Genomic DNA, 24,835 nt, shown 5'->3' with positions numbered 1-24,835 from the left:
CAGTTATCTTTTTTAATTTAAAACTATGGTTTAGTTAATTAATTCTAATGCTTGCTCTAGTACTTCCTCTCCCTTCATCATTCCATAATGCTGAGGAGAAATCGCGTCAATGTTTTTACCATGCTCTTGCGCCGTTTTTCTTAGCTCTTCTAGCTGAAAACGTACTTGAGGCCCGAGAAGACAAACATCGTACTCTTTAATTGCATCTTCAAATGCATTCACTGACATCGCATCAATTTTGCATTCAATTCCTTTATTTTCAGCAGCTTGCTCCATTTTCTTAACAAGCATACTGGTTGACATCCCTGCGCTACAGCATAAAAGGATCTTTTTCATAGCCTTACTCCCGTTGTGTAAATTTCAACCTGCAAAAACTGTAGCAAAAATAACCAAGACAAAAAAGCGCAACCGGTTGCATTATTCGTGAACACAATCCCAATTTAGAAAATACCACCTATTTTTTTATAATTATTTAGGTCTAGGATAAAAGTCATAAAATAATTTAAGACATCACATTAAGTTTCAAATTATCAATATTTTACTACTGACAACGTCGTTATTAATTTCTTAAAAGGAATAGAGAATGAAATTTAATAAATTGGCTATTGCAACGCTTGTAAGTGCCGCACTATCACAACACTCATTTGCTCAAACCGACTCTAAAGGCACAATTTATCTAACGTTTGATGATGGACCAATCAATGCATCTATTGACGTTATTCAAGTACTTAACCAGGAAGATATCAAAGCGACGTTTTACTTTAATGCTTGGCATTTAGATGGAATTGGTGATGAGAATGAAGACCGTTCCCTAGAAGCCTTAAAGCTCACATTAGACACTGGTCATATTGTTGCGAACCACAGTTACGATCACATGGTGCACAACTGCGTGGATGAGTTTGGACCGAACAGTGCTGCGGAGTGTAATGCGACCGGGGACCACCAGCTTAACTCGTATCAAGACCCTGTTTACGATGCCTCAATGTTTACGGAAAACTTATCTGTGTTAGCAAAGTATTTGCCGAACATTACAAGCTACCCGAACTACAAGGCAACAGAGTTTGCTAGACTGCCCTACACCAACGGTTGGCGCGTGACGAAAGACTTCAAAGCAGATGGGTTATGTGCCACGTCTGATGACCTGAAACCTTGGGAACCAGGATATGTATGCGATACATCCAACCCATCCAACAGTGTAAAAGCAGCTATCGAGGTTCAAAATATCCTAGCGAATAACGGCTATCAAACTCACGGTTGGGATGTGGACTGGGCACCCGAAAATTGGGGCATTGAAATGCCAGCAAACAGCCTTACAGAAGCAGAAGCATTTCTTGGATATGTGGATTCCGCGTTAAACACTTGTGCACCAACAACGATTAACCCGATCAACTCCAAAGCTCAAGAGTTCCCATGTGGTACACCTTTACACGCCGATAAAGTTATCGTATTAACTCACGAGTTCCTATTTGAAGATGGTAAGCGTGGCATGGGTGCAACGCAAAACCTACCTAAGCTCGCTAAGTTTATACAGTTAGCAAAACAAGCGGGTTATGACTTCGACACAATGGATAACTACACACCGAACTGGCAAGTTGGTCATAACTACGACGCTGGCGATTACGTCTTACACCTAGGTACTGTATACCAGGCTGTAACAAACCATACTGCGCAACAAGATTGGGCACCATCTCCAACCTCTAGCCTTTGGACAAATGCAGACCCAGCCACTAACTGGACTCAGAATGTTTCCTATAAACAAGGTGATGTGGTGACTTATCAAGGTTTGCGTTATCTAGTTGATGTACCGCACGTGTCCCAAGCAGACTGGACTCCGAACACTCAGAATACCTTGTTCACAGCTCTATAGGCTGTTCTTACTATCACCATGTAGTAGTTTGCGCGAGGCATACCCCTCGCGCTTTTTTGTTTTGAAGATCCAGATACAACAAAGCCCCGACTTTCATCGAGGCTCTGTCTTAAAATATGGTACCGGTGGACGGAGTTGATTGGACTGGCATTCCTGCCGCCACCGCGAAGGCAACGCTAACTTTCTTTTGATATTTACGAACACCTAAAACGACGAAAGGCCGCTATAAAAGCGACCTTTCTAATATGGTACCGGTGGGCGGACTTGAACCGCCACGCCCGAAGGCAACGGATTTTGAATCCGTCGTGTATACCAATTTCACCACACCGGCATCTTTGGGCTATTGCCCTTTGATGGTTGGCATTATACGTAAGCTTTTGACCTGCGCAAGCAGAAATACCTTAAATAACTATCGTTTGCTGATAATTTCGCCACAAAGTGTGACAAAGCTGTACTCATAAGAAACGTACGCTCCATTTTCTACTACTCTTCCAGATGAAAATGAGTATACGAAACTCTTTTTAAGTTCTATTCACTGTAATATCAGAAACATAACCATTCCCAATGCTCGACAACGCATTATGGAGCATCTCTGCGGCATCTTCTGCTTGCATGAAGTGACTCGTGTCCATCGTATTGCCACTTGTTTTCCAGAATTCCGTATCCATTCCACCAGGATAAACCGCGATAATTTTCATAGGTTTTCCTTTTAGCTCCAAACGAACCGACTCAATTAATCCTTTGATGGCCCATTTCACTGCACAATACGTAGACTCTTGCGCTTTAGGTTGTTGCGCGGCTGTGGACATGATCATGACCACTTTTATTGGATGATCTTTGTAACGCTTTACTAACTCTCTTAGCACATGAATCGCAGAATTCAGGTTGTTATCAATCAACTTTTGAATCTCTTTCGGCTCCTGCTCTTCCAGTAAGCCAAAATAAACACTTCCCGCACTATGAATGACCATTTCAGGGGACTGTTTCACCCCATCAAAGAGCTGTTTCACATTTTGGTGCAATGAGAGGTTGCAAGCTTGATAACCAACGTTATGAGAGAGTTGTTTTGCTAGTGCGGATAGTTTTTCTGTATTTCTTCCTATTACATACGTCTCTTTGCCTTCCGCATCATAACGCTTTGCTAGTTCCGCCCCTAAGCCGCTACTTGCACCTGTAATTACAATCATGCGCTACCTCTTTTCAATCACATACTTTTAATTCATCTATCAATTAAGGTAACAGAATCGTGGTAATTCACACCTCAAGAGCACCATTCTTTGAAGCAAGCAGCTTTCTTACTTTCGTGATGCATGAAATATCAAGCAGAACGACGGGCATTTAACCTATGCTTAAGCAAGAATAACTTTCTGAATTTTCTATCGACTTTCTAGTGAGAACTGAATAGGAGCAAAGAATGACTGGGTCAAAATGGCAGTGGTTACTGAAACAGATGACACGAAAACTGTGGGTCCGGACGTCACTCTACGCATTACTAGCTGTTGCTACCGCCTTAATGTCGATTGTTTTAAACCAGTTCATTACTCTGCCCCCTGCCATCAACGTCAGCAAGGATTTGTTGAACAACATATTAAATATCCTCGCAACCTCCATGCTTGCAGTGACTACATTCTCTCTCAATATTATGGTCTCAGCGTACAGTGCCGCTAGTGCAGGGGTAACGCCGCGAGCGACAAAACTGTTGATGGAAGACAGCACAACACAAAATGCCTTAGCAACCTTTCTTGGCTCTTTTCTATTTAGTTTGGTAGGAATTATCGCGCTAGGTATTGGGGCCTATCATCAACAAGCACAAATTTATCTATTCATCGTGACTATCGCCGTAATCGTGATGATCATACTCACTCTGCTACGTTGGATTCAGCACCTTTCCGTACTAGGAAGGGTCAGTGAAACCACTTCATACGTAGAGCAAGCCTTGTTAGATGCGATAAGAAAACGGGGCAAAGAGCGCTGGCTAGGTGCTCACCCATGGAGCCACCCAGAGCATAAGCCCAGAGGAAGTAAACCTATTTTGAGCCAAGAAATTGGCTACTTACAGCATGTTGATATGCATCACCTCGATAGTATTGCTGAAGCAAACCAATGCACCATCTACCTTGAGCGACAACCGGGAAGTTTTGTGTACGTAGGTCAACCATTGGCTTGGGTTTGTGGAGAATTGCCAGACGAAAGCGAAGTAACGGCAGCCTTCACGATTCGAACGGAGCGTTCATATGATCAGGACCCTCGCTTTGGTTTAGTCGTTATGGCGGAAATCGCCTCACGAGCACTATCTCCGGCTGTAAATGATAATGGCACCGCGATTGACGTTCTTGGGCGTTCTGTACGAGCACTTTCATTATGGGGAGACCTACTCAGTGAGCCGCCAGCCAAAACTCGATATCCTAGACTATTTGTGCCCGCATTGAGCTACCAGGATTTGTTTGATGATGTCTTTTTGCCGATAGCACACGATGGTGCAGCGCAACTCCAAATACAGATTCGCCTACAAAAGGCCTTGCTAGCTCTCTCTAGTATGCACCCTAAGTTATTTTTGTCACCAGCAATCAAGCTGTCAGAAAAAGCTTTAGAGCTTTCATTAAGCCAACATTATACCGAAGATGAGAAACACCAACTCTCTCAGCTATCTAATCTGGTCACAGACCAAAAAGCCAATGGTTAAGAGAGTCGAATTCAGTTGAAACATATTGCTGCACGGCCTCGTGTATCATGACATGTGCTGATAACGTAGGGCAGAAAAGTCTCTTCGTTTATACACAATTAAAGACTCTGTGCGTTAGGTCTCTTTTCTCTTGGTGAGGGAATCTATATTCTGACGCACAATTTTTAAGGTAAGTGATGGAATAATGACAACGTCTACAACTCTTCCACCTGCAGGTCTCTTTCGTCGACTTGCAGCGTTGATTTACGACACATTGATTATTATCGCAATTGAAATGATGGCCGCTGGTATTGTTATGGCCGTTGTGTTTGCACTAAATGCAGCAGGATTGTTGAGCTATGGCGAGTACGCTGATGCCGCAGATATGCTCGGAAAGCACCCTGTATTGAGCCCTCTATTTACACTTTATCTTGCGGGTGTGTGGATATATTTCTTTGTGTTCTTCTGGACGCGAGCAGGACAAACTCTTGGGATGCGCGCTTGGAAGCTTCGAGTTCGCAATGCCAAAGACGGTGCACCAATTACGGTAACTCAAGCTCTAATTCGTATTTCGACATCTGGCTTTGGCTTGGCAAATCTGACTGTACCGATTGATCCGAAGAAACGTGGTTTCCACGACATTTGGGCCAAAACAGAGGTTGTTGTATTACCGAAGGCAAACTAACTTGTCTAGGAACACAAAAAAGGAAGGCGTAATGCCTTCCTTTTACATTTGGTTCGGTAAAACTTGGTTTATTCGATGATGCTTCAGTTATAGCTTTCTTCGTAGCAGTGCAATCGCAATAGCTAAGAACACCAAACTCGGGGCCAAAGCACCAAACACTGGGGATATGCCATACACCAAGCTTAATGGGCCAAAGAACTCACTGGATATGTAAAAAGTAAACCCGGCAACCACGCCCGACAATACCCTTGCCCCCATGGTCACGCTTCTGAGTGGACCGAAAACAAAAGATAGCGCCATTAACATCATCACAGCAATTGAAAGCGGCTGAGTCAACTTACGCCAAAACGCCAACTCATAGCGAGATGCATCTTGTTCCGATGCTTTTAGGTAAGTCACATAATCATACAAACCGCTCAGTGACAGTTCTTCTGGCTTCACGGTCACCACAGCTAGCTTATCTGGTGCCAAAGAGGTGTGCCACTCCATCTGTTCGATGTCTTGCTTTGAAATTACGTTTTCATTTTCCATGTCCGTAATTTGTACGTAACGCATCAGCCAGTTGTTATCTTGTTGGTAGTCGACTTCTTCGGCGAAAATAACTTTTTGTAGATTCTTATCATCATCAAAACGCCACATATTTAAAGCATAAAGTTTGTCGTCTTCGACTTTACCGATAAAGATAAAGTCGTTTGCATCACGAGCCCACACACCTGAGCGCACAGACACAATGCTACCACCTGATATCGCAAACGCACGTAAGTCACGGGCCATCTTCTGGGCCTCAGGAGCGCCCCATTGACCTAACGCCATAACAACAATCATGAGCGGGACGGCCGTTTTGAGTACCGATAACCCGATATCCAGCTTAGAGAAACCAGCAGCTTGCATCACCACAAGCTCAGAGCTTGAAGCCAACATACCTAAGCCGATCAGGGCACCGAGTAATGCCGCCATTGGAAAGAACATTTCGATATCACGCGGCACACTGAGTAACACAAAGTACAACGCATGAGTGAGGTCGTACACACCTCGCCCAACTTTACGTAGCTGTTCTACATATTTGATGATGCCCGATAAGCCAACAAACGTCGCTAAAACCAAGGCAGTGGTAGAGATGATGGTTCTACCGATGTAAAGGTCTAATATTTTGAACACAGCTTACGCGAGCCTCTTCTTGCGGAATTTGTCTTTTATTCGTCTAGCAGCAACGCTGTCCATCATATTCGCCATGATAGCAACAATCAGCAACATCGCATTGATTGGCCACATACCAATAGCAGCCGGGATGTCACCATCTTCTAATGCAGATTTGGTTGCACTGATCGCCAAGAAATACGCTAGGTAGATCAGAATCGCAGGCCCCATTTTGGCAAACCGTCCCTGACGCGGATTCACCGCAGACAAAGGAATAACGAGCATCGTTAAGAGTGGAATACACACAAATAACGAAATTCGCCATTGTAGCTCCGCTTGCGCCTCTGGATCTGGGTGACCTATCAAGTCAACCGTTGGGTATGCTTCCCAGTCTCGCCCTTTCTTTTTGACCTCACGTTGGCCGATAACACCTTCGTATTCATCGAATTTCGTGATCATATATTCAACGCGAGTAGGCACACCTTCATAACGCGTACCTTCTTTCATAGTGATGATCTGACGACCGTCCGAAAGCTCTTTTACTTCACCAGAAGATGAGAACATCACACTCGGTAACACCGAATCTCGAGGGCGCATCTGCGCAACAAAAACGTTGCTCAAGGTATTGTCTTTAATGTCATCGATGAACACAACCGATGAACCGTCTGGTGTACCTTGGAACTGACCTTTTTTAAGTAGGTCAACGCTGTTTTCTGACGCTACCTGCTCATAAAGCTGCTCAACGCGGTCTTGAGACCACGGAGATAGCCACAACGCATTGAAAGCCGCCACCGCTGAAGTAATCAACGCTAGGTATAAGGCCGCTTGAACTAAGAATTTATTACCAATACCTGTCGCGTTCATTACGACAATTTCGCTCTCTGCATACAGACGACCAAATGTGATCAATATGCCGATATACAGACTTAAAGGCAGCATTAACAGACCCATTGCTGGCATGTTCAAACCAACAATAGAGAAAATCAATCCAGCAGGAATATCCCCATCAGAAGCATCAGCAAGAACACTTATGAATTTCTGGCTTACAAACACCAAAAAAAGTACGAAAAAAATCGCAAATTGGCTCTTGAGTGTTTCGCGGATCAAATATCTAACAATAATCACGCTGAAATTACCTATACAAAACTTGTTTTTTTGGTCGAATCACTATAGTTTCCCGTTGAACCATTTATTTTTTTAAAAATTATAAACTAGATGTTAGTCGCTTAATCAGCTCTGCATGTAAGTCTGGAGCTAAAATTCAACAAGTAAGCGATCATTATCTAACATTTAGAGCAATTTGTCTTCAGGATGTAGGAGTACGCATGGAGTTCAGTGTAAAAAGTGGCAGTCCAGAGAAACAACGTAGCGCATGTATCGTTGTTGGTGTGTTTGAACCACGTCGCCTTTCTCCAGTAGCCGAACAACTTGATAAAATCAGTGACGGTTACATCAGTTCACTACTTCGCCGTGGTGATCTAGAGGGTAAACCTGGTCAGATGCTGCTACTGCATCAAGTACCAGGTGTTTTGTCAGAGCGCGTTTTACTTGTCGGTTGCGGCAAAGAGCGTGAACTTGGCGAGCGCCAGTACAAGGAAATCATTCAAAAGACGATCAGCACACTTAACGAGACAGGCTCAATGGAAGCGGTATGTTTCCTAACTGAACTGCATGTTAAGGGTCGTGATACATACTGGAAAGTGCGCCAGGCTGTAGAAGCGACTAAAGATGGTCTATACACATTTAATCAATTCAAGAGCGTGAAACCTGAGACTCGCCGCCCACTGCGCAAGCTTGTTTTCAACGTACCAACGCGTCGTGAATTGAACTTGGGTGAAAAAGCAATCACTCATGGCCTTGCTATCGCATCAGGTGTCAAAGCCTCAAAAGACCTTGGCAACATGCCGCCAAACGTAGCTAATCCAGCTTACCTTGCTTCTCAAGCTCGTCGTCTAGCGGACGATTACGAAACCGTAACCACCAAAATTATTGGTGAGCAAGAGATGGAAAAACTGGGTATGACCTCTTACCTAGCAGTAGGCCGTGGTTCTAAAAACGAATCTATGATGTCTATCATCGAGTACAAAGGTAACCCTGACTCAGATGCAAAACCGATTGTGCTCGTAGGTAAAGGTCTAACCTTCGACTCAGGCGGTATCTCTCTAAAGCCGGGTGAAGGTATGGATGAGATGAAGTACGACATGTGTGGTGCGGCATCGGTATTCGGTACAATGAAAGCGCTAGCGAAGCTAAACCTACCAATCAACGTTATTGGTGTTCTAGCGGGCTGTGAAAACATGCCTGGCAGCAACGCTTACCGTCCAGGTGACATCCTAACGACCATGTCTGGTCAAACTGTAGAAGTTCTGAACACGGATGCTGAAGGCCGTCTTGTTCTTTGTGACGCACTGACTTACGTAGAGCGTTTCGAACCAGACTGCGTGGTTGACGTTGCAACGCTAACTGGTGCTTGTGTTATCGCACTAGGCCACCATATCAGCGGCGTAATCTCTAACCACAACCCTCTTTCTCATGAGCTAGTAAACGCTTCTGAGCAAGCGAGTGACCGTGCATGGCGTCTACCAATGGCAGACGAGTACCACGAACAGTTGAAGAGCCCGTTTGCGGATATGGCAAACATTGGTGGTCGCCCTGGTGGCACAATTACTGCGGGTTGCTTCTTATCTAAGTTCGCGAAGAAGTACAACTGGGCACACGTCGATATCGCAGGTACCGCGTGGAAATCAGGCGCAGCGAAAGGCTCAACGGGCCGTCCTGTCTCAATGCTTGTCCAATTCCTTTTGAACCGCAGCGGCCAAGAGACAGAAGAGTAATTTCTGAACAGAATCTAAAAGGGCCGCAAGGCCCTTTTTTATTATCCTAATTTTCTAAAATGAAAGTGGGACTTAAGATGGTCTTAGGAAGAGACCCAAGGCAAGTGAGAGAATGATGCAAACTGCAACCTTCTACATCATTAACGAAGAGAGCCCGCAAGCAACGGTGGCTGGCTTTGAAGAATACATCGTGTTTTTGGCTCAGCACTTTGCTCGCCAAGGCGCTAAAGTGTATTTAAACTGCCAAGACAAACCACACGCCGAGCAGCTCGCTGAAGCCTTTTGGCAAGTTGATGCAGACAAGTTCATGGCACATAACCTCGTAGGCGAGGGACCGAAATACGCCACCAACATTGAAATCGGCCATGAAGGTGTAAAACCTAATTGGAACCGTCAGCTGGTAATTAATTTGGCGGAAAATGAGACAACCTTTGCGAACAAGTTTGCTCAAGTGGTAGACTTCGTGCCCTGCGAAGAAAAAGCTAAACAACTCGCAAGAGAAAGATATAAAATTTACCGTCAAGCAGGTTACCAGCTGCAAACGATCGAAATTCAATATCCTTAACGGTCAATCCTTATAGTTAAGGCGATCTTGTTAAGATCCCTCACTTATAAAGATTGACTAAGATTCAACCATCAACGTATCCATTAAAAGAGCGCTATGGAAAAGACATACAACCCAACTTCAATCGAACAAGCTCTGTATCAGACTTGGGAAGAGAAAGGCTACTTTAAGCCACACGGTGACACTACTAAAGAATCATACAGCATCATGATCCCGCCACCGAACGTCACTGGTAGCCTACACATGGGCCACGCGTTCCAAGATACGATCATGGATACGCTTATCCGTTGTGAACGTATGAAGGGTAAAAACACCCTTTGGCAAGTAGGTACTGACCACGCTGGTATCGCAACTCAGATGGTTGTTGAGCGTAAGATCGCTGCAGAAGAAGGCAAAACAAAACACGATTACGGTCGTGAAGCTTTTATCGACAAAATCTGGGAATGGAAAGGCGAATCTGGCGGCACTATCACTAAGCAGCTTCGTCGTCTTGGCGCATCTGTAGACTGGGATCGTGAACGCTTCACGATGGACGATGGTCTATCTAACGCCGTTCAAGAAGTGTTCGTACGTCTATACGAAGACGATCTAATCTACCGCGGTAAGCGTCTAGTTAACTGGGATCCAAAGCTACACACAGCGATTTCAGATCTAGAAGTAGAGAACAAAGACACTAAAGGCAACATGTGGCACTTCCGCTACCCACTAGCAGATGGCGCAAAAACAGCGGATGGCAAAGACTACATCGTTGTTGCAACGACTCGTCCAGAGACCGTGCTAGGCGATACAGGTGTTGCAGTTAACCCAGAAGATCCACGTTACAAAGATCTTATCGGTAAAGAAATCATCCTTCCTATCGTTGATCGTCGCATCCCAATCGTGGGCGATGAGCACGCAGATATGGAAAAAGGTACTGGCTGTGTGAAAATCACACCTGCGCACGACTTCAACGACTACGAAGTAGGTAAGCGCCACCAGCTACCAATGATCAACATTCTGACTTTCGACGCGAACATCCGCGACTCAGCAGAAGTATTCAACACTAACGGCGAAGCAAGCGACGCTTACAGCACTGAGCTACCAGCTAAATACCACGGTATGGAGCGTTTTGCCGCTCGTAAAGCTATCGTTGCTGAATTCGACGAGCTAGGCCTACTTGAAGAAGTGAAAGATCACGATCTACAAGTTCCTTACGGCGACCGTGGTGGCGTGGTTATCGAACCAATGCTAACTGACCAATGGTACGTACGTACTGCGCCTCTAGCGAAAACCGCAGTTGAAGCAGTAGAAAACGGCGACATCCAATTCGTTCCTAAGCAATACGAAAACATGTACTTCTCTTGGATGCGTGACGTTCAAGACTGGTGTATCTCTCGTCAGCTATGGTGGGGTCACCGCATCCCAGCTTGGTACGACAACCAAGGTAATGTTTACGTAGGTCGCACTGAAGAAGAAGTTCGTAAGAACAACAACCTAGAGTCAGTCATTGAACTTCACCAAGACGAAGACGTACTGGATACGTGGTTCTCTTCTGCACTATGGACGTTCGGTACTCAAGGTTGGCCAGAGCAAACTGACGATCTGAAAGTATTCCACCCTTCAGACGTTCTAGTAACTGGTTTCGACATCATCTTCTTCTGGGTTGCGCGCATGATCATGATGACCATGCACTTCGTGAAAGACGAAAACGGCAAACCACAAGTACCATTTAAGACGGTTTACGTTACTGGTCTAATCCGTGACGAAAACGGTGACAAGATGTCCAAGTCGAAAGGTAACGTACTTGACCCAATCGACATGATTGATGGTATCGACCTAGAGTCTCTCGTAGAGAAGCGTTGTGGCAACATGATGCAGCCTCAACTAGCGAAGAAGATCGAGAAGAACACTCGTAAGACGTTTGAAAACGGTATCGAAGCATACGGTACAGACGCACTGCGTTTCACTCTTGCAGCAATGGCATCAACAGGTCGTGATATCAACTGGGATATGAAGCGTCTTGAGGGTTACCGTAACTTCTGTAACAAACTATGGAACGCAAGCCGTTACGTAATGATGAACACAGAAGAGCAAGATTGTGGCTTCAACGGTGGTGAGATTGAATACTCACTAGCAGACAAGTGGATCGAGTCTCAGTTTGAACTTGCAGCGAAAGCGTTCAACAACCATATCGACAACTTCCGTCTAGATATGGCGTCTAACACGCTTTACGAATTCATCTGGAACCAATTCTGTGACTGGTACCTAGAGCTAACTAAACCCGTTCTATGGAAAGGTACTGAAGCGCAACAGCGTGGTACTCGCCGTACGCTAATCACGGTTCTTGAGAAGACTCTTCGTCTAGCTCACCCAGTGATTCCTTACATCACTGAAACTATCTGGCAAAGCATCAAGCCACTAGTTGAAGGTGTTGAAGGCGAGACAATCATGCTTCAAGCACTGCCTCAATTCGACGAAGCAAACTTCAACCAAGAAGCGCTAGACGACATTGAATGGGTGAAAGCGTTTATTACCAGCATCCGTAACCTACGTGCTGAATACGACATCAACCCAGGTAAGCCGCTTGACGTTATGCTGAAAGCAGCAAACGCAGAAGACGCTGCGCGTCTAGAAGCAAACAAACAAGTACTAATGTCTCTAGCGAAACTAGAATCTGTACGCGTACTTGCTGCTGACGAAGAAACGCCAGCGTGTGCAACAGCATTGGTTGCTAAGTCTGAGCTAATGATCCCAATGGCAGGTCTGATCGACAAAGATGCTGAGCTTGCTCGTCTAGATGGCGAAATCAAGAAGACGCACGGCGAAATCAAGCGTATCGAAGGCAAACTGGGCAACGAAGGCTTTGTAGCGAAAGCACCTGAAGCTGTTGTTGCTAAAGAGCGTGAGAAGCTTGAAGGCTACAAAGAGACACTAGCTAAGCTAGAAGAGCAGAAGACAACGATCGCTGCACTTTAAGCCTCAGTGAAAGAGAAGAACTCACACTTCTCACTTTGAATCCAAAGGTTGGCCATCATGGTCAACCTTTTTTGTATCTCTTTCACCAAAAACCATCATCAATAGCTTTCCCCTATCGCAACAATACTCATCATCCATTAGCATTAATGAGAATTATTATCGATAATGAACTCATCGAAACAAACACGATTGAGTAATTATCATGAAAAAGACACTAACTTTCGCAGCACTGCATTTTACTATCGCATTTAGTGTCGCTTACGTACTCACAGGCGACATTCTAATTGGTAGTTTAATTGCCATGATTGAGCCTTCAGTGAACACCGTAGCCTTCTACTTTCATGAAAAGGCATGGGCAAAAGTCCCAGCACTTAAAGCTCGTCAGTGGATGACCAAATTAAAAACCGCAAGCTTTGCGACCGTGCACTTCAGCGTCGCTTTTACCGTGGTTTACTTACTAACAGGTGATGCATTTGTCGGCGGCGTAATGGCGATGCTAGAGCCGAGTTTGAACACGGTGGCTTACTACTTCCACGAGAAAGTATGGATGCGTAAATCATCAGAAAAAGCTCCAGCACCGCAGTTTTGTTTACATCACCACGCTTAAACATGGAGGCTCACTACGTCTCCTAACGAGAAAAATGACATTTACCATTGACAAGGTTGCGCACCGCAATTATTTTAGTTGCGGTGCGCAACTTTATTTTTTAGAGGTAAGTGATAATGAACGCTCGTCAACTTCGACACTACTCCCGTCAAGCAGTCCGATTGCTTGGTATGCTTGATAAACAATGCGGCGATGTCGCTCTCACTCCAGTGCAAGCGCACGCATTGGGTGAAATCCAATTGCAGCCATTGACCATCAATCAGCTGGCACAGCAGCTTAATGTCGACAAGTCCAACGCGAGCCGAACCGTTACTGGTTTGATTAAATTAGGTTTGGTCGAGAGCATCGAAAACCCAAAAGACAAACGTAGTCAACTCGTCGCGATTACAGAGCAAGGCCAACAGGCGTTATCACAACTGGACCAACAGCAAAACCACTTCTTTGAACAACTGCTTACCCAACTCGATGACAGCGAGCAAGAGCAACTCAAACTTGGTCTAGAGACTTACCTAAAAGGGCTAACAAAAGTGTGTCAGGCTGAGGAATACGTTCTTCGACCTCTTACTAAAGCAGACAACCCGCAAGTCGCAGATGTGATTCGTAAAGTCTCTGCAGAATACGGCTTAACCGCAGACAAAGGTTATGGTGTGGCCGATCCAACGCTTGATGATATGTATTCGGTGTACAATCAAAACAGGGCCGCCTATTGGGTCATTGAACATCGCGGAGAGATCGTTGGTGGCGGTGGCTTTGCCCCTTTAGCTGGCGAGCCAAATGTATGTGAACTACAAAAGATGTACTTTTTACCTCAAACACGAGGGCACGGTTTAGCCAAACGCATCGTCGCATTGAGCTTACAATTGGCGAAACAATTTGGTTATCAGCAGTGCTATTTAGAGACAACTGAATGTCTGAGAGAAGCGGTAAGCTTGTATGAAAAGCTAGGCTTTGAGCATCTCGATGCCCCGCTTGGACAAACAGGGCATGATGCATGTGAAGTCGTAATGCTTAAAACACTGTAATAAAGAGCATTACTAAGAGTTAAAGCACAACATGGGTAACACAAAGCTCCTGGCTCAAGGCAACAGTGAAGTTTTGGTGCTGCCCATCCAACTCAACAGACAACTGGTAGAGATCACTTGGATCAGGATCAGTAAGATCGGCATACTTTGGCGCTTCGATCTGGAATAAAGCGCTCGCATGCTCCGCTCGGACATCAATAGGAATATGGTAAGTCATACCATTAAACTTAACCGATGCAGAGACCAGGCCCGGCGAAAAAGTTTGATAGTACAAGTCTACTTTAAACTCACAACCACCACCGTGGTGCCAAATCTGTTCGGTAGCCACGCGGTCTAAACGCACATTGCGAATGAACTGCAGATACGGTTCTTGCCATACCCCTAAGCGCTCATCACTTTTTTTATATTCATGATCTGCAAGTAAACACAACTCCGGTTTATCCTCATCCAACAGAAGATCTTCTTCTTCCTCAAGGAATAGGATCTCAAAACGGTTGCGCCCCATCTGCATGAACGGGCGAATGTCTTTCTTGTAGACATTTTGAGAACCGTCACAGTCAAACAATGCTACTCCGTTCAAACGCACTTCTGCATGGTAATCCACACCACCCAACACCATTTCTACCGCTGGGAATGCCATCATGGATTCGTCCACTTCAATGTCATGCATCAGGTGCCACTCTTGCTGACGAATTGCTTCTTCTGTCAGTTCAGCTGGCAATACCTGACTCAAAGGAGCAGGGAAAGTAATGTCATCCTGTGGGATAGAAAGGTCCGTCAGTGGAGAGACTTGCCATAAACCGGCGAGTGAGAGTTGCATATACACCTTGAGCTAGATCAATTTTCACGCATTATAGGGAGAAATCCCCTATAAACTCAATGTGAATTATTTATCGCCTCCACATTCGTCAGTTTTTCAAGGAATAAAAAAACCAGCGTTAAACGCTGGTTTTTCCAAAAGTAGTGAGCTTTGATTACTCGTCGTCTTCATCTTCTTCAGGGTAAAGCGCATCTTCGCCTTCGTAGTACGTACCCCAACCGTCATAGATGATGTCGTATTTTTCTGCCAAGTGAATCAATTTTTCAACTTGCGCATCAATCGCTTCTGCGTCTAGTGCGGACTCCATAGTCGCATCACAGCAAAGCAACTTGTTACCATCTTCATCTTCAGTTTCTTCTGCTTCAAGAACTTCAAAGCCCATCTTGAATGCTTCAACTACCGCTTTTTCTAGCGTGTCAAAATCTTCTGCAAACAGGTGGTGCTCAATTTCGTATAGCGAATCTGGATCGCTGCCATCTTCTAGCAATGCTGCAATGATATCGCGAGTCTCTTCCTTTTGAATCTCAATTAATTCTTCTACTGATAGATATTCATCTTCGTGAGACATGTTTTGGCTCCAGATTAGTTACTTGATGGAAACACAATACCCGATACTGAGTATGCTGATCCGGTGAAATATGGCATGGATTGCGATGAAAAGCCACAAACAAACATCATACCACTGCGATTCTTATCGGTTATTTGAATCTAAATATTAAACCGACCACACAAAGAAACAAAAAATTAACAAAGAATGGCGTTTTTTAATATTCAGAACATCCTAATTGACACTTAATGTGGTTATTTTCTCTTTCTATGCGTGTTTATGATGCTTTCTTGAATACACTCACGTGTAAAACGAAGATGCATAACGAATAAATTCACTTTAATAATGCATAATTTAGAATAAAAATGCACGTTTTATGCACTGTGCATGTATTCTTTCTCAACGGGAAAATTAGAATAAAAACGCACGCACTCTAATTTTAGTAAAATAGCATTTATATCTAATAATAAATTTCATAAGAATAAAAATAAAAATAAAAAACTCACAAAACCATAAACACCAGAATATAAACAAAGCTTGATAACTTGCATCTTTCTAGGAAGCTTGTCATAACTAATGGCTGGAAAATTTGTAAGGATACAAAATGAGCAAGCTGTACGTTGGATCAGAAGTTGGTCAACTTCGACGAGTTCTATTAAATCGCCCTGAACGCGCCCTAACCCACTTAACTCCGTCAAACTGTCATGAGTTGCTATTTGATGACGTTCTTGCTGTAGAAGCGGCAGGTGAAGAGCACGATGCATTCGCACGTACGCTGCGCGAGCAAGACGTTGAAGTGCTTCTCCTCCACGATTTACTGGTCGAAACCCTCGCTGTTCCAGAAGCAAAACAATGGCTGCTGAACACTCAGATTTCTGACTTTCGTTACGGGCCAACCTTTGCGCGAGACCTACGCCAATACTTTTCAGAAATGGATGATGAACACCTTGCCTGCATCTTTTTAGGTGGCTTAGCTTACTCAGAGCTACCGATCTCCTCATCTTCTATGCTGCCAAAAATGAAGCGTCCTCTCGACTTTGTTATTGAGCCACTGCCTAATCACCTCTTTACTCGTGATACCTCATGCTGGGTTTATGGCGGCGTTTCTCTTAACCCGATGATGATGCCTGCACGCCAACGTGAAACAAACCACTTACGTGCGATTTATCGTTGGCACCCAATTTTTGCTGGCCAAGATTTTATCAAATACTTCGGTGACGATGATCTGCATTATGATAATGCGAATGTCGAAGGCGGTGATGTGTTGGTTATTGGTAAAGGTGCAGTTCTTATCGGTATGTCTGAGCGTACGACTGCACAAGGTGTAGAGAACCTTGCAGCAAGCCTATTTAAAGCAGGCCAAGCTACCGAGGTGATTGCAATTGATCTGCCTAAACACCGCTCATGTATGCATTTAGACACCGTGATGACCCATATGGATGTAGATACTTTCTCTGTTTACCCAGAGATCATGCGCAAAGATCTCGACACATGGCGCTTAACACCAAAAGGCAACGGTGAAATGCATGTTGAAGCCTCACATAACTATCTGCACGCGATTGAGTCCGCTCTTGGCTTAGATCAGCTGAAAATCATCACCACTGGTGGCGACAGCTATGAAGCGGAACGCGAACAATGGAATGATGCCAATAACGTTCTAACTGTAAAACCGGGCGTAGTAATTGGTTACGAACGCAACGTATACACCAACGAAAAATACGATAAAGCTGGCATCAAAGTACTGACAGTACCTGGTAACGAGCTTGGTCGTGGTCGCGGTGGCGCTCGCTGTATGAGCTGTCCAATAGAACGAGACGATATATAACTTACTCGTCCCTTTACATTAGGTGAATCAAAACTAAGGTTGATGTGAATACATCAACCTTTTTTAGCTTTAATTAAAAATAATTATTCACAATAAAAGCATTTATATGTTTTAATAAATTCTATTAATCTAATCACATGTACTAAGGGACGAGCTATGGCTTTCAATTTACGTAACCGCAACTTTTTGAAGCTATTGGACTTCTCAACCAAAGAAATCCAGTTTTTGCTCGAACTGTCTGCAGAGCTGAAAAAAGCTAAATATGCAGGAACAGAGCAGAAGAAACTTCAAGGTAAAAACATCGCACTAATCTTTGAGAAATCTTCGACTCGTACCCGATGTGCGTTTGAAGTCGCTGCCTTTGACCAAGGTGCTCAAGTCTCTTACATCGGCCCTTCTGGCTCGCAGATCGGTCATAAGGAATCGATGAAAGACACAGCTCGTGTTCTTGGTCGTATGTACGACGGGATTGAATACCGAGGCTTTGGCCAATCCATTGTTGAAGAGCTTGGTACTTATGCTGGTGTTCCAGTGTGGAATGGTTTAACGGATGAGTTCCACCCAACCCAGATCCTTGCTGACTTCCTGACCATGCAAGAGCACGGCCGTGGTAAACAGCTGCATGAAATAACCTTCGCTTACCTAGGTGATGCGCGCAACAACATGGGTAACTCACTTATGGTGGGCGCAGCGAAAATGGGCATGGATATTCGCCTTGTCGCGCCAAAAGCGTTCTGGCCTGAAGAAGAGCTCGTGGCAACTTGTCAAACTATCGCGCAACAAACCGGTGCAAAAATCACGTTAACAGAAAGCGTTGAGGAAGGTGTGAAAGGTTGTGACTTCCTATACACCGACGTTTGGGTGTCTATGGGTGAGTCTGCCGAGGCATGGGATGAACGTGTAGCGTTAATGACACCTTATCAAATCAATATGGACGTGATTGAGCAAACGGGTAATCCACATGTGAAATTCATGCACTGCCTTCCAGCTTTCCACAATGATGAAACCACCGTCGGCAAAGAAGTCGCTGAAAAATACGGTATGAAAGGCCTTGAAGTAACAGAAGAGGTATTTGAATCGGAATACTCCATCGTATTCGACGAAGCTGAAAACCGTATGCATACCATCAAAGCCGTGATGGTTGCGACGCTAGGAAGCTAAACCAGTGCGCAAAAACAGCCGATAAAAACCATGATGTAATCGCTTGCGCTCACGAAAGTTAAGCGTATAATGCTCGGCAATTTGTCTGAGGATTAAGAAATGACCACGCTGATTGCTGACGTAAAAACGCGATTTGCTCTCGCTAAGCGACTACGCTTACGTGGTGTTATTTTCGTTAATTCTATTGAATTTTAAAACCTCCCCATTGGGGAGGTTTTTTTATGTCCAAAATTCCTTTCGGTTATTTGGATGTAGTCATCAATGTTATAGGGAAGAAGATCATGGCGAACTCGCTTTACCAGAAGCACATCATCTCTATTCCAGAGCTTTCACGCGAAGAACTGGAACTTATCGTAGAAACAGCAGGTAGCCTTAAAAAAGCACCTCGACCAGAACTGATTAAAAACAAAGTCGTTGCAAGTTGTTTCTTTGAACCATCAACACGTACACGTTTATCGTTTGAAACAGCGATTCAGCGCATTGGTGGTGACGTGATTGGCTTTGATAATGATGGTAATACCTCTCTGGCGAAGAAAGGCGAAACACTCGCAGATTCAGTACAAGTCATCTCTTCTTACGTCGATGCCTTTGTGATGCGTCATCCACAAGAAGGCGCCGCTCGCTTGGCATCTGAATTTTCAAATGGCGTGCCAGTGATCAACGCGGGCGACGGTGCAAACCAACACCCAACTCAAACGCTACTCGACCTATACACCATCGCGGAAACACAAGGGCGTCTAGACAACCTGAACGTCGCATTCGTAGGTGACCTAAAATATGGCCGCACAGTGCACTCACTGACTCAAGCCTTAGCAAAGTTTAACAACATCCGCTTCTTCTTTGTTGCACCAGATGCGCTGGCAATGCCAGATTACATCTGCGAAGAACTAGACGAAGCTGGCATTCAATATAGCCTACACACAGACATGGAAAGTGTGATTCCTGAACTGGATATTCTGTACATGACACGCGTACAGAAAGAACGCTTTGACGAATCGGAATACGCACATATTAAGTCGGCTTACATCCTAACGGCGGCACTACTAGAAGGCGCGCGTGAGAACTTGAAAGTACTGCACCCACTACCACGTGTGGATGAAATTACAACTGATGTTGATAAAACGCCTCATGCTTACTTCTTCCAGCAAGCTCAAAATGGCGTGTATGCTCGCCAAGCACTGCTGGCGCTTGTTCTAAACGAAACACTGTAATCGAGGGGAGAAATCATGGCTAAAGAAACTCAATTGCAGGTAGAAGCAATCAAAAATGGTACGGTCATCGACCACATCCCTGCGCAAATCGGCATCAAAGTATTAAGACTGTTCGATATGCACAATTCATCACAACGCGTAACGATTGGACTGAACTTGCCATCATCAGCACTCGGTCATAAAGATCTACTCAAAATCGAAAATGTGTTTATCAATGAAGAGCAAGCGAGCAAGCTAGCGTTGTATGCTCCTCACGCGACCGTGAATCAAATCGAGAATTATGAAGTGGTGAAAAAGCTCGCATTAGAGCTTCCTGAGCGCATCAATGATGTATTTGAATGCCCGAATTCAAACTGTATTTCTCATAATGAACCAGTAGAAAGCAGCTTTAGCGTGTTCGAGAAGAAACAAGAAATCCGCCTAAAGTGTAAATACTGCGAGAAAGTGTTCTCACGCGAGATCGTAACCGAGCGATAAACACGCCGCACGACTAGGCTGTGATACGTTTAAAATACCCTGTAATGTCAGGGTATTTTGCTCTTTACCTACCGAGGGTTTAGAGGCAAACTGAGAATCTTTATTCCCTACAACTGATGGAAAAAATCAAATGACGAAAGTACTTCACACTGAGTCTGCACCAGCAGCAATCGGTCCTTACGTTCAAGGCGTAGATCTAGGTAACATGGTTCTTACTTCAGGCCAAATCCCAGTAAACCCAGCGACAGGTGAAGTGTCTGCTGATATCGCAGAACAAGCTCGTCAGTCTCTAGAAAACGTAAAGGCTGTAGTTGAATCTTCAGGTCTTAAAGTATCTGATATTGTAAAGCTAACGGTTTTTGTTAAAGACCTAAATGACTTTGGCACAGTGAACGAAGTTTACGGCAAGTTCTTTGATGAGCACGGCGTAGCAAACTACCCTGCACGCTCTTGTGTAGAAGTGGCTCGCCTACCAAAAGATGTTGGCATCGAGATTGAAGCAATCGCTGTTCGCAAATAATTGCACTTGCTGACAAACATAAAAAAACGGGTAGCTCAGGCTACCCGTTTTTTATTGTCTTTTCGTGATGATATCGCAGTAAAACTTAAGCAGCGTTGCGCTGTTTGACTTCTTCATCTAACGATTCAAGCTTCTCTTTCATCTGTTCACGACAGATATTCGCTAACTCGCGAATGCCCTCTTTACCATAGCCTTCAGTGCTGATTGGAGGTAGCATTTCAACAATCACATGACCATTGTTCCAACGGTTCAGCTTAATTTTATTCGTCGAGCTACATACGATAGGAATGATTGGCACACCTGCACCAATTGCCGCATGAAAAGCACCTGTTTTGAATGGAAGCAAACCACGCCCACGAGAACGCGTGCCTTCTGGGAACATCCACACCGAAACATCACTTTCTTTCATGCTGCTCACGACCTGATCGATAGTACCTTTTGCTTTAGAACGATTCGCTCGGTCAATCAGAATGTTACCCGTAAGCCAGTAAAGCTGACCAAACAGTGGCATCCAAGCCAAGCTCTTTTTACCTACTGTCACAACTTTCGGAGTCACAGCCGCAGAAACAGTAAACATGTCCCAGTTGTTCTGGTGGTTAGCAATGTAAACATGTTGACCGCGTGAATACGCATCTTCAGGGATACGCAACTCTAACTTAATCCCAAACACACGAGACATCTTGGCAAACAAACGGCCAAAAGTGAAAACGTGCTTAGGGTTTCTAGGGCTTAATAGGCAGTAACCACAACCACCAATAAACATAACAATCGCAAAGATAGCGACAGCAAATACACGTAACAGTGCAATCATTCTTGTTCTCCAGGAACCGGCTTTTGCCAGATACAGCTATTAATATCTCTCTTTCCATAAAGGGAAAATATGGTCATGAGAGTGATATAAAAAAGCCGAAACTCAGGTTTCGGCTCTCTTGATATCCAAGTTACCTGCGGTGCAGTTTAACTTGCCTAGCTCACTCGCTCAATATTTGCGCCAAGTGCAGCCAGTTTATTTTCGATTTTGTCGTAACCACGGTCGATATGGTAAATACGATCAACGACGGTTTCGCCTTTAGCAATGCAACCTGCAATAACCAAACTAGCCGAAGCTCGTAGATCGGTTGCCATCACTTGCGCACCGCTGAGTGACTCAACATCACCACAGATAACCGTATTGCCTTCGATCTCAGCTTTAGCGCCCATACGCATGAGTTCTGGTACGTGCATAAAGCGGTTTTCAAAGATAGTCTCAGTGATTACGCCGCCACCTTTCGCCATCATGTTCAGTAGCGTAAATTGAGCTTGCATATCCGTCGGGAAACCAGGATGTGGCGCAGTACGTACACTTACCGCTTTTAGCTCGCGGTCGGTCATATCAACGGAGATCCAATCTTCACCCGTTTCGACAAGCGCGCCAGCTTCTTCCAGCTTGGCGAGAACCGCTTCAAGCAAATGAGCATTAGTGTTGCGACATACCACTTTACCGCCAGATACTGCTGCTGCGACAAGGAATGTTCCCGTCTCAATACGGTCAGCAACCACGTTGTGTTTACAACCGCCTAGGCGCTCAACACCTTCAATCGTAATGGTATCTGTGCCAGCGCCAGAGATTTTTGCGCCAAGCTTATTTAGGAAATCAGCGGTATCGACGATTTCAGGCTCACGCGCAGCGTTATCTAGTGTTGTTGTGCCTTCCGCCAGCGCAGCGGCACACATGATGGTGATCGTCGCGCCTACGCTGACTTTATCCATCACGATGTGCGCGCCTTTTAGACGACCATCCACTTCTGCTTTCACATAACCATCTTCTAATGTAATGGTTGCGCCAAGCTGCTCTAAACCAGAAATATGCAGATCCACAGGACGAGCGCCAATAGCACAACCGCCTGGTAAAGAAACCTGACCTTGACCAAAGCGCGCCACCAAAGGACCCAAAGCCCAAATAGAAGCACGCATGGTTTTCACCAAGTCATAAGGCGCACAGTATTCTGTAATACTGCTTGGATCAACATGAACAGAGCCATTGCGGCTTACTTTCGCGCCTAAACGCTTAAGCAATTCCATGGTTGTATCGATATCACGAAGGTGTGGTACGTTTGCCACTTCTACTGGCTCTTCCGCCAAGATAGACGCAAATAAAATCGGCAGTGCTGCGTTTTTTGCACCTGAAATGGTCACTTCACCAACTAGTGGTTTATCTGACCCAATAACTCGAAACTTTTCCATCAATAAACCTTAAAGCGACATCAATTTCTTATCACGAGCCCACTCTTCTGGTGTGAACGCTTTGATTGATAATGCGTGAATGTCGTTACGCTGGATGTATTCCATCAGAGGAGCATAAATTAGCTGCTGCTTCTTAACGCGGCTCATTCCATCGAAACAAGCATCAACAGCAACCACTTCATAGTGGCTACCTTCACCTTTCACATGCACTTCTTGAAGGTTTAGTGCTTCTTCTAATAACTGTTGTACTTTTGCGCTATCCACAATTTACCCCTGATAATTCTGTATGTGTTTGGCCACTAAAGATTCAACATTGCTCAGTTGAAACAAAGTGCGCAGTTGCGCCGGCACGAAACTGAGCATTATATGACAGTTTTGCTTTTTTGCATGCTCTAATAAGTGGATTAACATCACCATTCCTGCAGAGTCGACGCGCTCTATCTCTTTTAGCGAGCATTCCAGCTCCGATTGAGCAGGTTGCCATTGCTGTGCATACGCCCACAATGAAGGCACTGTATCTCTATCAAGTGCCCCTGTTAGCTTAAGAATGTTTTGATCCAATTGCCACTGAGCGGGAGTCTGGGCCATTATTTCTTCGCCTCGAAGCGGATCGGTTCTGCGGCCAATTTTTCTAGGTCTTTAGCAACAGATAGAATACCTTCTTGACGAATTTTACTGTTCCATTCGGATTGTTTACTAGAAAGCAAACTAATGCCCTCTGCAATCATATCGAATGCTTCCCACTCACCAGACTGGTTGTCTTTACGCAGTTTAAACTCAAGTTTGATGTTTGGACGCGGAGTATCGATGATATCAACTTTAATGCTTGTAATACGCTTAGAGTCATCAATGCTAGGCTCAGGACCAAACTCAATTTTTTGGTCAGAGTATTGCGTCAACACTTGTGCATAAGACGCAATTAGGTACGCACGAAATGCATCGATAAACTCAAGTACATCTTCACGCTTAGCACCTTTTAAGTTTGGACCAAGAAGTTTTAACCCTGCATAGCGGTAGTTGACGTAAGGCATTAGCTCTTCTTCAACGATCACTTTAAGTAAATTTGGATCTTGTTTGATTTTCGGCTGTTCGGCTTTCAATCTTTCGAACGTGACTTCAGCTACCTGCTTCATCATCTTATAAGGTTCAGTTTTATCCACCTCTGCTGCTGTTGTTCCAAAGACGCTAAACACAGCACAAACTGAAAGTAGTAATCTCGCTAACATAGTTATTCCTTACTTGAGTCGTCTGAACCACCTACGCTGTATAGTACTTGACCAATTAAGTCTTCAAGCACAAGCGCCGATTTGGTGTCTTCGATGGTATCACCATCCACCAGCATGACTTCATCATCAAAAACGAAGCCAGGTACTAAACCAATGTATTGCTCACCAATCAGGCCAGATGTCAAAATTTGTACGCTCGACGTTTCTGGGAACTGATTGTATTTGCTATTGATAGATAGTGTTACAACTGGCAATAAGTTGTCTGGGTTAAGCGAAATACTACTTACTCGACCAATCACAACGCCCCCCACTTTTACGGGCGAACGAACTTTTAAACTGCCAATATTATCGAACTCGGCTTTGAGGGTATAAGTATCACCAGAGCCAATGCTTTTTACGTCAGCAACTTGAAAAATCATCACAAGAATCGCGCAAATTCCCGCTAATACAAAGCTGCCAACCCATAATTCAGTTTTACGTGTTTGTTGCAT

The 24,835-nt window shown here is 44.6% G+C and carries 26 protein-coding genes and 1 tRNA gene; 14 read left to right on the top strand and 13 right to left on the bottom strand.

Annotated elements, in window-relative coordinates:
• Positions 1–30: 30 nt before the first annotated feature.
• Complete coding sequence (locus tag R7190_RS21220; protein WP_025767645.1) at positions 31–336, bottom strand: PTS sugar transporter subunit IIB; 306 nt, start codon at positions 334–336, stop codon at positions 31–33.
• A 247-nt stretch (positions 337–583) separates the two neighbouring features.
• Here R7190_RS21220 and R7190_RS21215 point away from each other — a divergent pair, with 247 nt between their 5' ends.
• On the top strand, positions 584–1,867 hold the full coding sequence (locus R7190_RS21215; protein WP_053303443.1) for a carbohydrate-binding protein: 1,284 nt from the start codon (positions 584–586) through the stop codon (positions 1,865–1,867).
• A gap of 246 nt (positions 1,868–2,113) precedes the next feature.
• Here the strand turns inward: R7190_RS21215 and R7190_RS21210 are convergent.
• Positions 2,114–2,198, bottom strand: a tRNA-Leu gene (locus tag R7190_RS21210).
• 190 nt (positions 2,199–2,388) lie between these two features.
• Positions 2,389–3,054 (bottom strand): SDR family NAD(P)-dependent oxidoreductase, encoded by a 666-nt coding sequence (locus R7190_RS21205; RefSeq protein WP_186584638.1) that lies wholly within the window; start codon positions 3,052–3,054, stop codon positions 2,389–2,391.
• Positions 3,055–3,281: 227 nt separating this feature from the next.
• On the opposite strand from R7190_RS21205, the gene R7190_RS21200 reads away from it, so the two are divergent.
• Positions 3,282–4,550 (top strand): DUF2254 domain-containing protein, encoded by a 1,269-nt coding sequence (locus R7190_RS21200; protein WP_053303445.1) that lies wholly within the window; start codon positions 3,282–3,284, stop codon positions 4,548–4,550.
• A gap of 184 nt (positions 4,551–4,734) precedes the next feature.
• Complete coding sequence (locus R7190_RS21195; RefSeq protein WP_005381070.1) at positions 4,735–5,214, top strand: RDD family protein; 480 nt, start codon at positions 4,735–4,737, stop codon at positions 5,212–5,214.
• Positions 5,215–5,301: 87 nt separating this feature from the next.
• On the opposite strand, the gene lptG is transcribed toward R7190_RS21195, so the two are convergent.
• Positions 5,302–6,372: an LPS export ABC transporter permease LptG gene (lptG, locus tag R7190_RS21190; RefSeq protein WP_005381071.1), complete on the bottom strand. Its 1,071-nt coding sequence runs from the start codon at positions 6,370–6,372 to the stop codon at positions 5,302–5,304.
• Positions 6,373–6,375: 3 nt separating this feature from the next.
• The gene (gene lptF, locus R7190_RS21185; protein WP_005381072.1) at positions 6,376–7,476 is read right to left on the bottom strand and encodes an LPS export ABC transporter permease LptF; all 1,101 of its coding nucleotides are present in this window, start codon (positions 7,474–7,476) and stop codon (positions 6,376–6,378) included.
• Positions 7,477–7,676: 200 nt separating this feature from the next.
• Here lptF and pepA point away from each other — a divergent pair, with 200 nt between their 5' ends.
• From pepA to R7190_RS21160, 5 genes are all read left to right on the top strand, one after another.
• Positions 7,677–9,185 carry a leucyl aminopeptidase gene (pepA, locus tag R7190_RS21180; protein ID WP_005381073.1) on the top strand — a complete coding sequence of 503 codons (1,509 nt, stop codon included), beginning with the start codon at positions 7,677–7,679 and terminating at the stop codon, positions 9,183–9,185.
• A 115-nt stretch (positions 9,186–9,300) separates the two neighbouring features.
• Entirely contained in the window at positions 9,301–9,750 is a 450-nt protein-coding gene (locus R7190_RS21175; protein ID WP_031777270.1) for a DNA polymerase III subunit chi, read from the top strand.
• 96 nt (positions 9,751–9,846) lie between these two features.
• Positions 9,847–12,705 carry a valine--tRNA ligase gene (locus R7190_RS21170; protein ID WP_186584637.1) on the top strand — a complete coding sequence of 953 codons (2,859 nt, stop codon included), beginning with the start codon at positions 9,847–9,849 and terminating at the stop codon, positions 12,703–12,705.
• Between the two features lie 202 nt (positions 12,706–12,907).
• Positions 12,908–13,312, top strand: coding sequence for a DUF2061 domain-containing protein (locus tag R7190_RS21165; RefSeq protein ID WP_005381078.1), 405 nt, complete (start codon positions 12,908–12,910; stop codon positions 13,310–13,312).
• A 116-nt stretch (positions 13,313–13,428) separates the two neighbouring features.
• A complete protein-coding gene (locus tag R7190_RS21160; protein ID WP_186584636.1) occupies positions 13,429–14,334 on the top strand; it encodes a bifunctional helix-turn-helix transcriptional regulator/GNAT family N-acetyltransferase in 906 nt (301 codons plus the stop codon).
• 19 nt (positions 14,335–14,353) lie between these two features.
• Here R7190_RS21160 and R7190_RS21155 read toward each other — a convergent pair whose 3' ends face one another.
• Both R7190_RS21155 and rraB read right to left on the bottom strand, forming a co-directional pair.
• Positions 14,354–15,154 carry a glycosyl hydrolase 2 galactose-binding domain-containing protein gene (locus R7190_RS21155; RefSeq protein WP_042523476.1) on the bottom strand — a complete coding sequence of 267 codons (801 nt, stop codon included), beginning with the start codon at positions 15,152–15,154 and terminating at the stop codon, positions 14,354–14,356.
• A 154-nt stretch (positions 15,155–15,308) separates the two neighbouring features.
• Positions 15,309–15,722, bottom strand: coding sequence for a ribonuclease E inhibitor RraB (rraB, locus tag R7190_RS21150; protein ID WP_005381081.1), 414 nt, complete (start codon positions 15,720–15,722; stop codon positions 15,309–15,311).
• 583 nt (positions 15,723–16,305) lie between these two features.
• Between rraB and arcA the strand changes: the two genes are divergently transcribed.
• The 6 genes from arcA (at position 16,306) to R7190_RS21120 (ending at position 20,895) form a co-directional block, all read left to right on the top strand.
• Positions 16,306–17,526: an arginine deiminase gene (gene arcA, locus R7190_RS21145; protein WP_005381082.1), complete on the top strand. Its 1,221-nt coding sequence runs from the start codon at positions 16,306–16,308 to the stop codon at positions 17,524–17,526.
• 156 nt (positions 17,527–17,682) lie between these two features.
• The gene (locus R7190_RS21140) at positions 17,683–18,687 is read left to right on the top strand and encodes an ornithine carbamoyltransferase (RefSeq protein ID WP_005385520.1); all 1,005 of its coding nucleotides are present in this window, start codon (positions 17,683–17,685) and stop codon (positions 18,685–18,687) included.
• A gap of 99 nt (positions 18,688–18,786) precedes the next feature.
• Positions 18,787–18,882: a hypothetical protein gene (locus R7190_RS21135; RefSeq protein WP_005381084.1), complete on the top strand. Its 96-nt coding sequence runs from the start codon at positions 18,787–18,789 to the stop codon at positions 18,880–18,882.
• Positions 18,883–18,968: 86 nt separating this feature from the next.
• Positions 18,969–19,898: an aspartate carbamoyltransferase gene (gene pyrB, locus R7190_RS21130; protein ID WP_005381085.1), complete on the top strand. Its 930-nt coding sequence runs from the start codon at positions 18,969–18,971 to the stop codon at positions 19,896–19,898.
• A gap of 15 nt (positions 19,899–19,913) precedes the next feature.
• Complete coding sequence (pyrI, locus tag R7190_RS21125; protein WP_005381086.1) at positions 19,914–20,375, top strand: aspartate carbamoyltransferase regulatory subunit; 462 nt, start codon at positions 19,914–19,916, stop codon at positions 20,373–20,375.
• Between the two features lie 130 nt (positions 20,376–20,505).
• Positions 20,506–20,895: a RidA family protein gene (locus R7190_RS21120; RefSeq protein WP_005381087.1), complete on the top strand. Its 390-nt coding sequence runs from the start codon at positions 20,506–20,508 to the stop codon at positions 20,893–20,895.
• Between the two features lie 85 nt (positions 20,896–20,980).
• Here R7190_RS21120 and R7190_RS21115 read toward each other — a convergent pair whose 3' ends face one another.
• The 6 genes from R7190_RS21115 to mlaD form a co-directional block, all read right to left on the bottom strand.
• Positions 20,981–21,706 carry a 1-acylglycerol-3-phosphate O-acyltransferase gene (locus R7190_RS21115; RefSeq protein ID WP_005381088.1) on the bottom strand — a complete coding sequence of 242 codons (726 nt, stop codon included), beginning with the start codon at positions 21,704–21,706 and terminating at the stop codon, positions 20,981–20,983.
• A 155-nt stretch (positions 21,707–21,861) separates the two neighbouring features.
• Positions 21,862–23,118, bottom strand: coding sequence for a UDP-N-acetylglucosamine 1-carboxyvinyltransferase (gene murA, locus R7190_RS21110; protein ID WP_005388419.1), 1,257 nt, complete (start codon positions 23,116–23,118; stop codon positions 21,862–21,864).
• 9 nt (positions 23,119–23,127) lie between these two features.
• A complete protein-coding gene (gene ibaG, locus R7190_RS21105; RefSeq protein ID WP_005381092.1) occupies positions 23,128–23,382 on the bottom strand; it encodes a BolA family iron metabolism protein IbaG in 255 nt (84 codons plus the stop codon).
• A 3-nt stretch (positions 23,383–23,385) separates the two neighbouring features.
• Entirely contained in the window at positions 23,386–23,706 is a 321-nt protein-coding gene (locus tag R7190_RS21100; protein WP_005381093.1) for a lipid asymmetry maintenance protein MlaB, read from the bottom strand.
• On the bottom strand, positions 23,706–24,344 hold the full coding sequence (mlaC, locus tag R7190_RS21095; RefSeq protein WP_033907408.1) for a phospholipid-binding protein MlaC: 639 nt from the start codon (positions 24,342–24,344) through the stop codon (positions 23,706–23,708). Before mlaC ends, R7190_RS21100 begins: the two co-directional genes overlap by 1 nt.
• Before the next feature lie 2 nt (positions 24,345–24,346).
• Entirely contained in the window at positions 24,347–24,835 is a 489-nt protein-coding gene (gene mlaD, locus R7190_RS21090) for an outer membrane lipid asymmetry maintenance protein MlaD (RefSeq protein ID WP_005381099.1), read from the bottom strand.

The sequence above is a fragment of the Vibrio sp. 1078-1 genome (assembly GCF_033340475.1).
This window is presented reverse-complemented; position numbering and strand designations above follow the sequence as displayed.

Bases quoted from the DNA above. Each gene is read 5' to 3' on its own strand.
- murA (WP_005388419.1), bottom strand. From the start codon at position 23,118: ATGGAAAAGTTTCGAGTTATTGGGTCAGATAAACCACTAGTTGGTGAA.
- R7190_RS21160 (WP_186584636.1), top strand. From the start codon at position 13,429: ATGAACGCTCGTCAACTTCGACACTACTCCCGTCAAGCAGTCCGATTG.
- rraB (WP_005381081.1), bottom strand. From the start codon at position 15,722: ATGTCTCACGAAGATGAATATCTATCAGTAGAAGAATTAATTGAGATT.
- pyrI (WP_005381086.1), top strand. From the start codon at position 19,914: ATGGCTAAAGAAACTCAATTGCAGGTAGAAGCAATCAAAAATGGTACG.
- R7190_RS21175 (WP_031777270.1), top strand. From the start codon at position 9,301: ATGCAAACTGCAACCTTCTACATCATTAACGAAGAGAGCCCGCAAGCA.
- R7190_RS21195 (WP_005381070.1), top strand. From the start codon at position 4,735: ATGACAACGTCTACAACTCTTCCACCTGCAGGTCTCTTTCGTCGACTT.
- R7190_RS21115 (WP_005381088.1), bottom strand. From the start codon at position 21,706: ATGATTGCACTGTTACGTGTATTTGCTGTCGCTATCTTTGCGATTGTT.
- mlaC (WP_033907408.1), bottom strand. From the start codon at position 24,344: ATGTTAGCGAGATTACTACTTTCAGTTTGTGCTGTGTTTAGCGTCTTT.
- R7190_RS21170 (WP_186584637.1), top strand. From the start codon at position 9,847: ATGGAAAAGACATACAACCCAACTTCAATCGAACAAGCTCTGTATCAG.
- pepA (WP_005381073.1), top strand. From the start codon at position 7,677: ATGGAGTTCAGTGTAAAAAGTGGCAGTCCAGAGAAACAACGTAGCGCA.
- pyrB (WP_005381085.1), top strand. From the start codon at position 18,969: ATGGCGAACTCGCTTTACCAGAAGCACATCATCTCTATTCCAGAGCTT.
- R7190_RS21140 (WP_005385520.1), top strand. From the start codon at position 17,683: ATGGCTTTCAATTTACGTAACCGCAACTTTTTGAAGCTATTGGACTTC.
- R7190_RS21100 (WP_005381093.1), bottom strand. From the start codon at position 23,706: ATGGCCCAGACTCCCGCTCAGTGGCAATTGGATCAAAACATTCTTAAG.
- R7190_RS21135 (WP_005381084.1), top strand. From the start codon at position 18,787: ATGACCACGCTGATTGCTGACGTAAAAACGCGATTTGCTCTCGCTAAG.
- R7190_RS21155 (WP_042523476.1), bottom strand. From the start codon at position 15,154: ATGCAACTCTCACTCGCCGGTTTATGGCAAGTCTCTCCACTGACGGAC.
- R7190_RS21120 (WP_005381087.1), top strand. From the start codon at position 20,506: ATGACGAAAGTACTTCACACTGAGTCTGCACCAGCAGCAATCGGTCCT.
- R7190_RS21165 (WP_005381078.1), top strand. From the start codon at position 12,908: ATGAAAAAGACACTAACTTTCGCAGCACTGCATTTTACTATCGCATTT.
- R7190_RS21215 (WP_053303443.1), top strand. From the start codon at position 584: ATGAAATTTAATAAATTGGCTATTGCAACGCTTGTAAGTGCCGCACTA.
- R7190_RS21205 (WP_186584638.1), bottom strand. From the start codon at position 3,054: ATGATTGTAATTACAGGTGCAAGTAGCGGCTTAGGGGCGGAACTAGCA.
- mlaD (WP_005381099.1), bottom strand. From the start codon at position 24,835: ATGCAACAAACACGTAAAACTGAATTATGGGTTGGCAGCTTTGTATTA.
- R7190_RS21220 (WP_025767645.1), bottom strand. From the start codon at position 336: ATGAAAAAGATCCTTTTATGCTGTAGCGCAGGGATGTCAACCAGTATG.
- R7190_RS21200 (WP_053303445.1), top strand. From the start codon at position 3,282: ATGACTGGGTCAAAATGGCAGTGGTTACTGAAACAGATGACACGAAAA.
- arcA (WP_005381082.1), top strand. From the start codon at position 16,306: ATGAGCAAGCTGTACGTTGGATCAGAAGTTGGTCAACTTCGACGAGTT.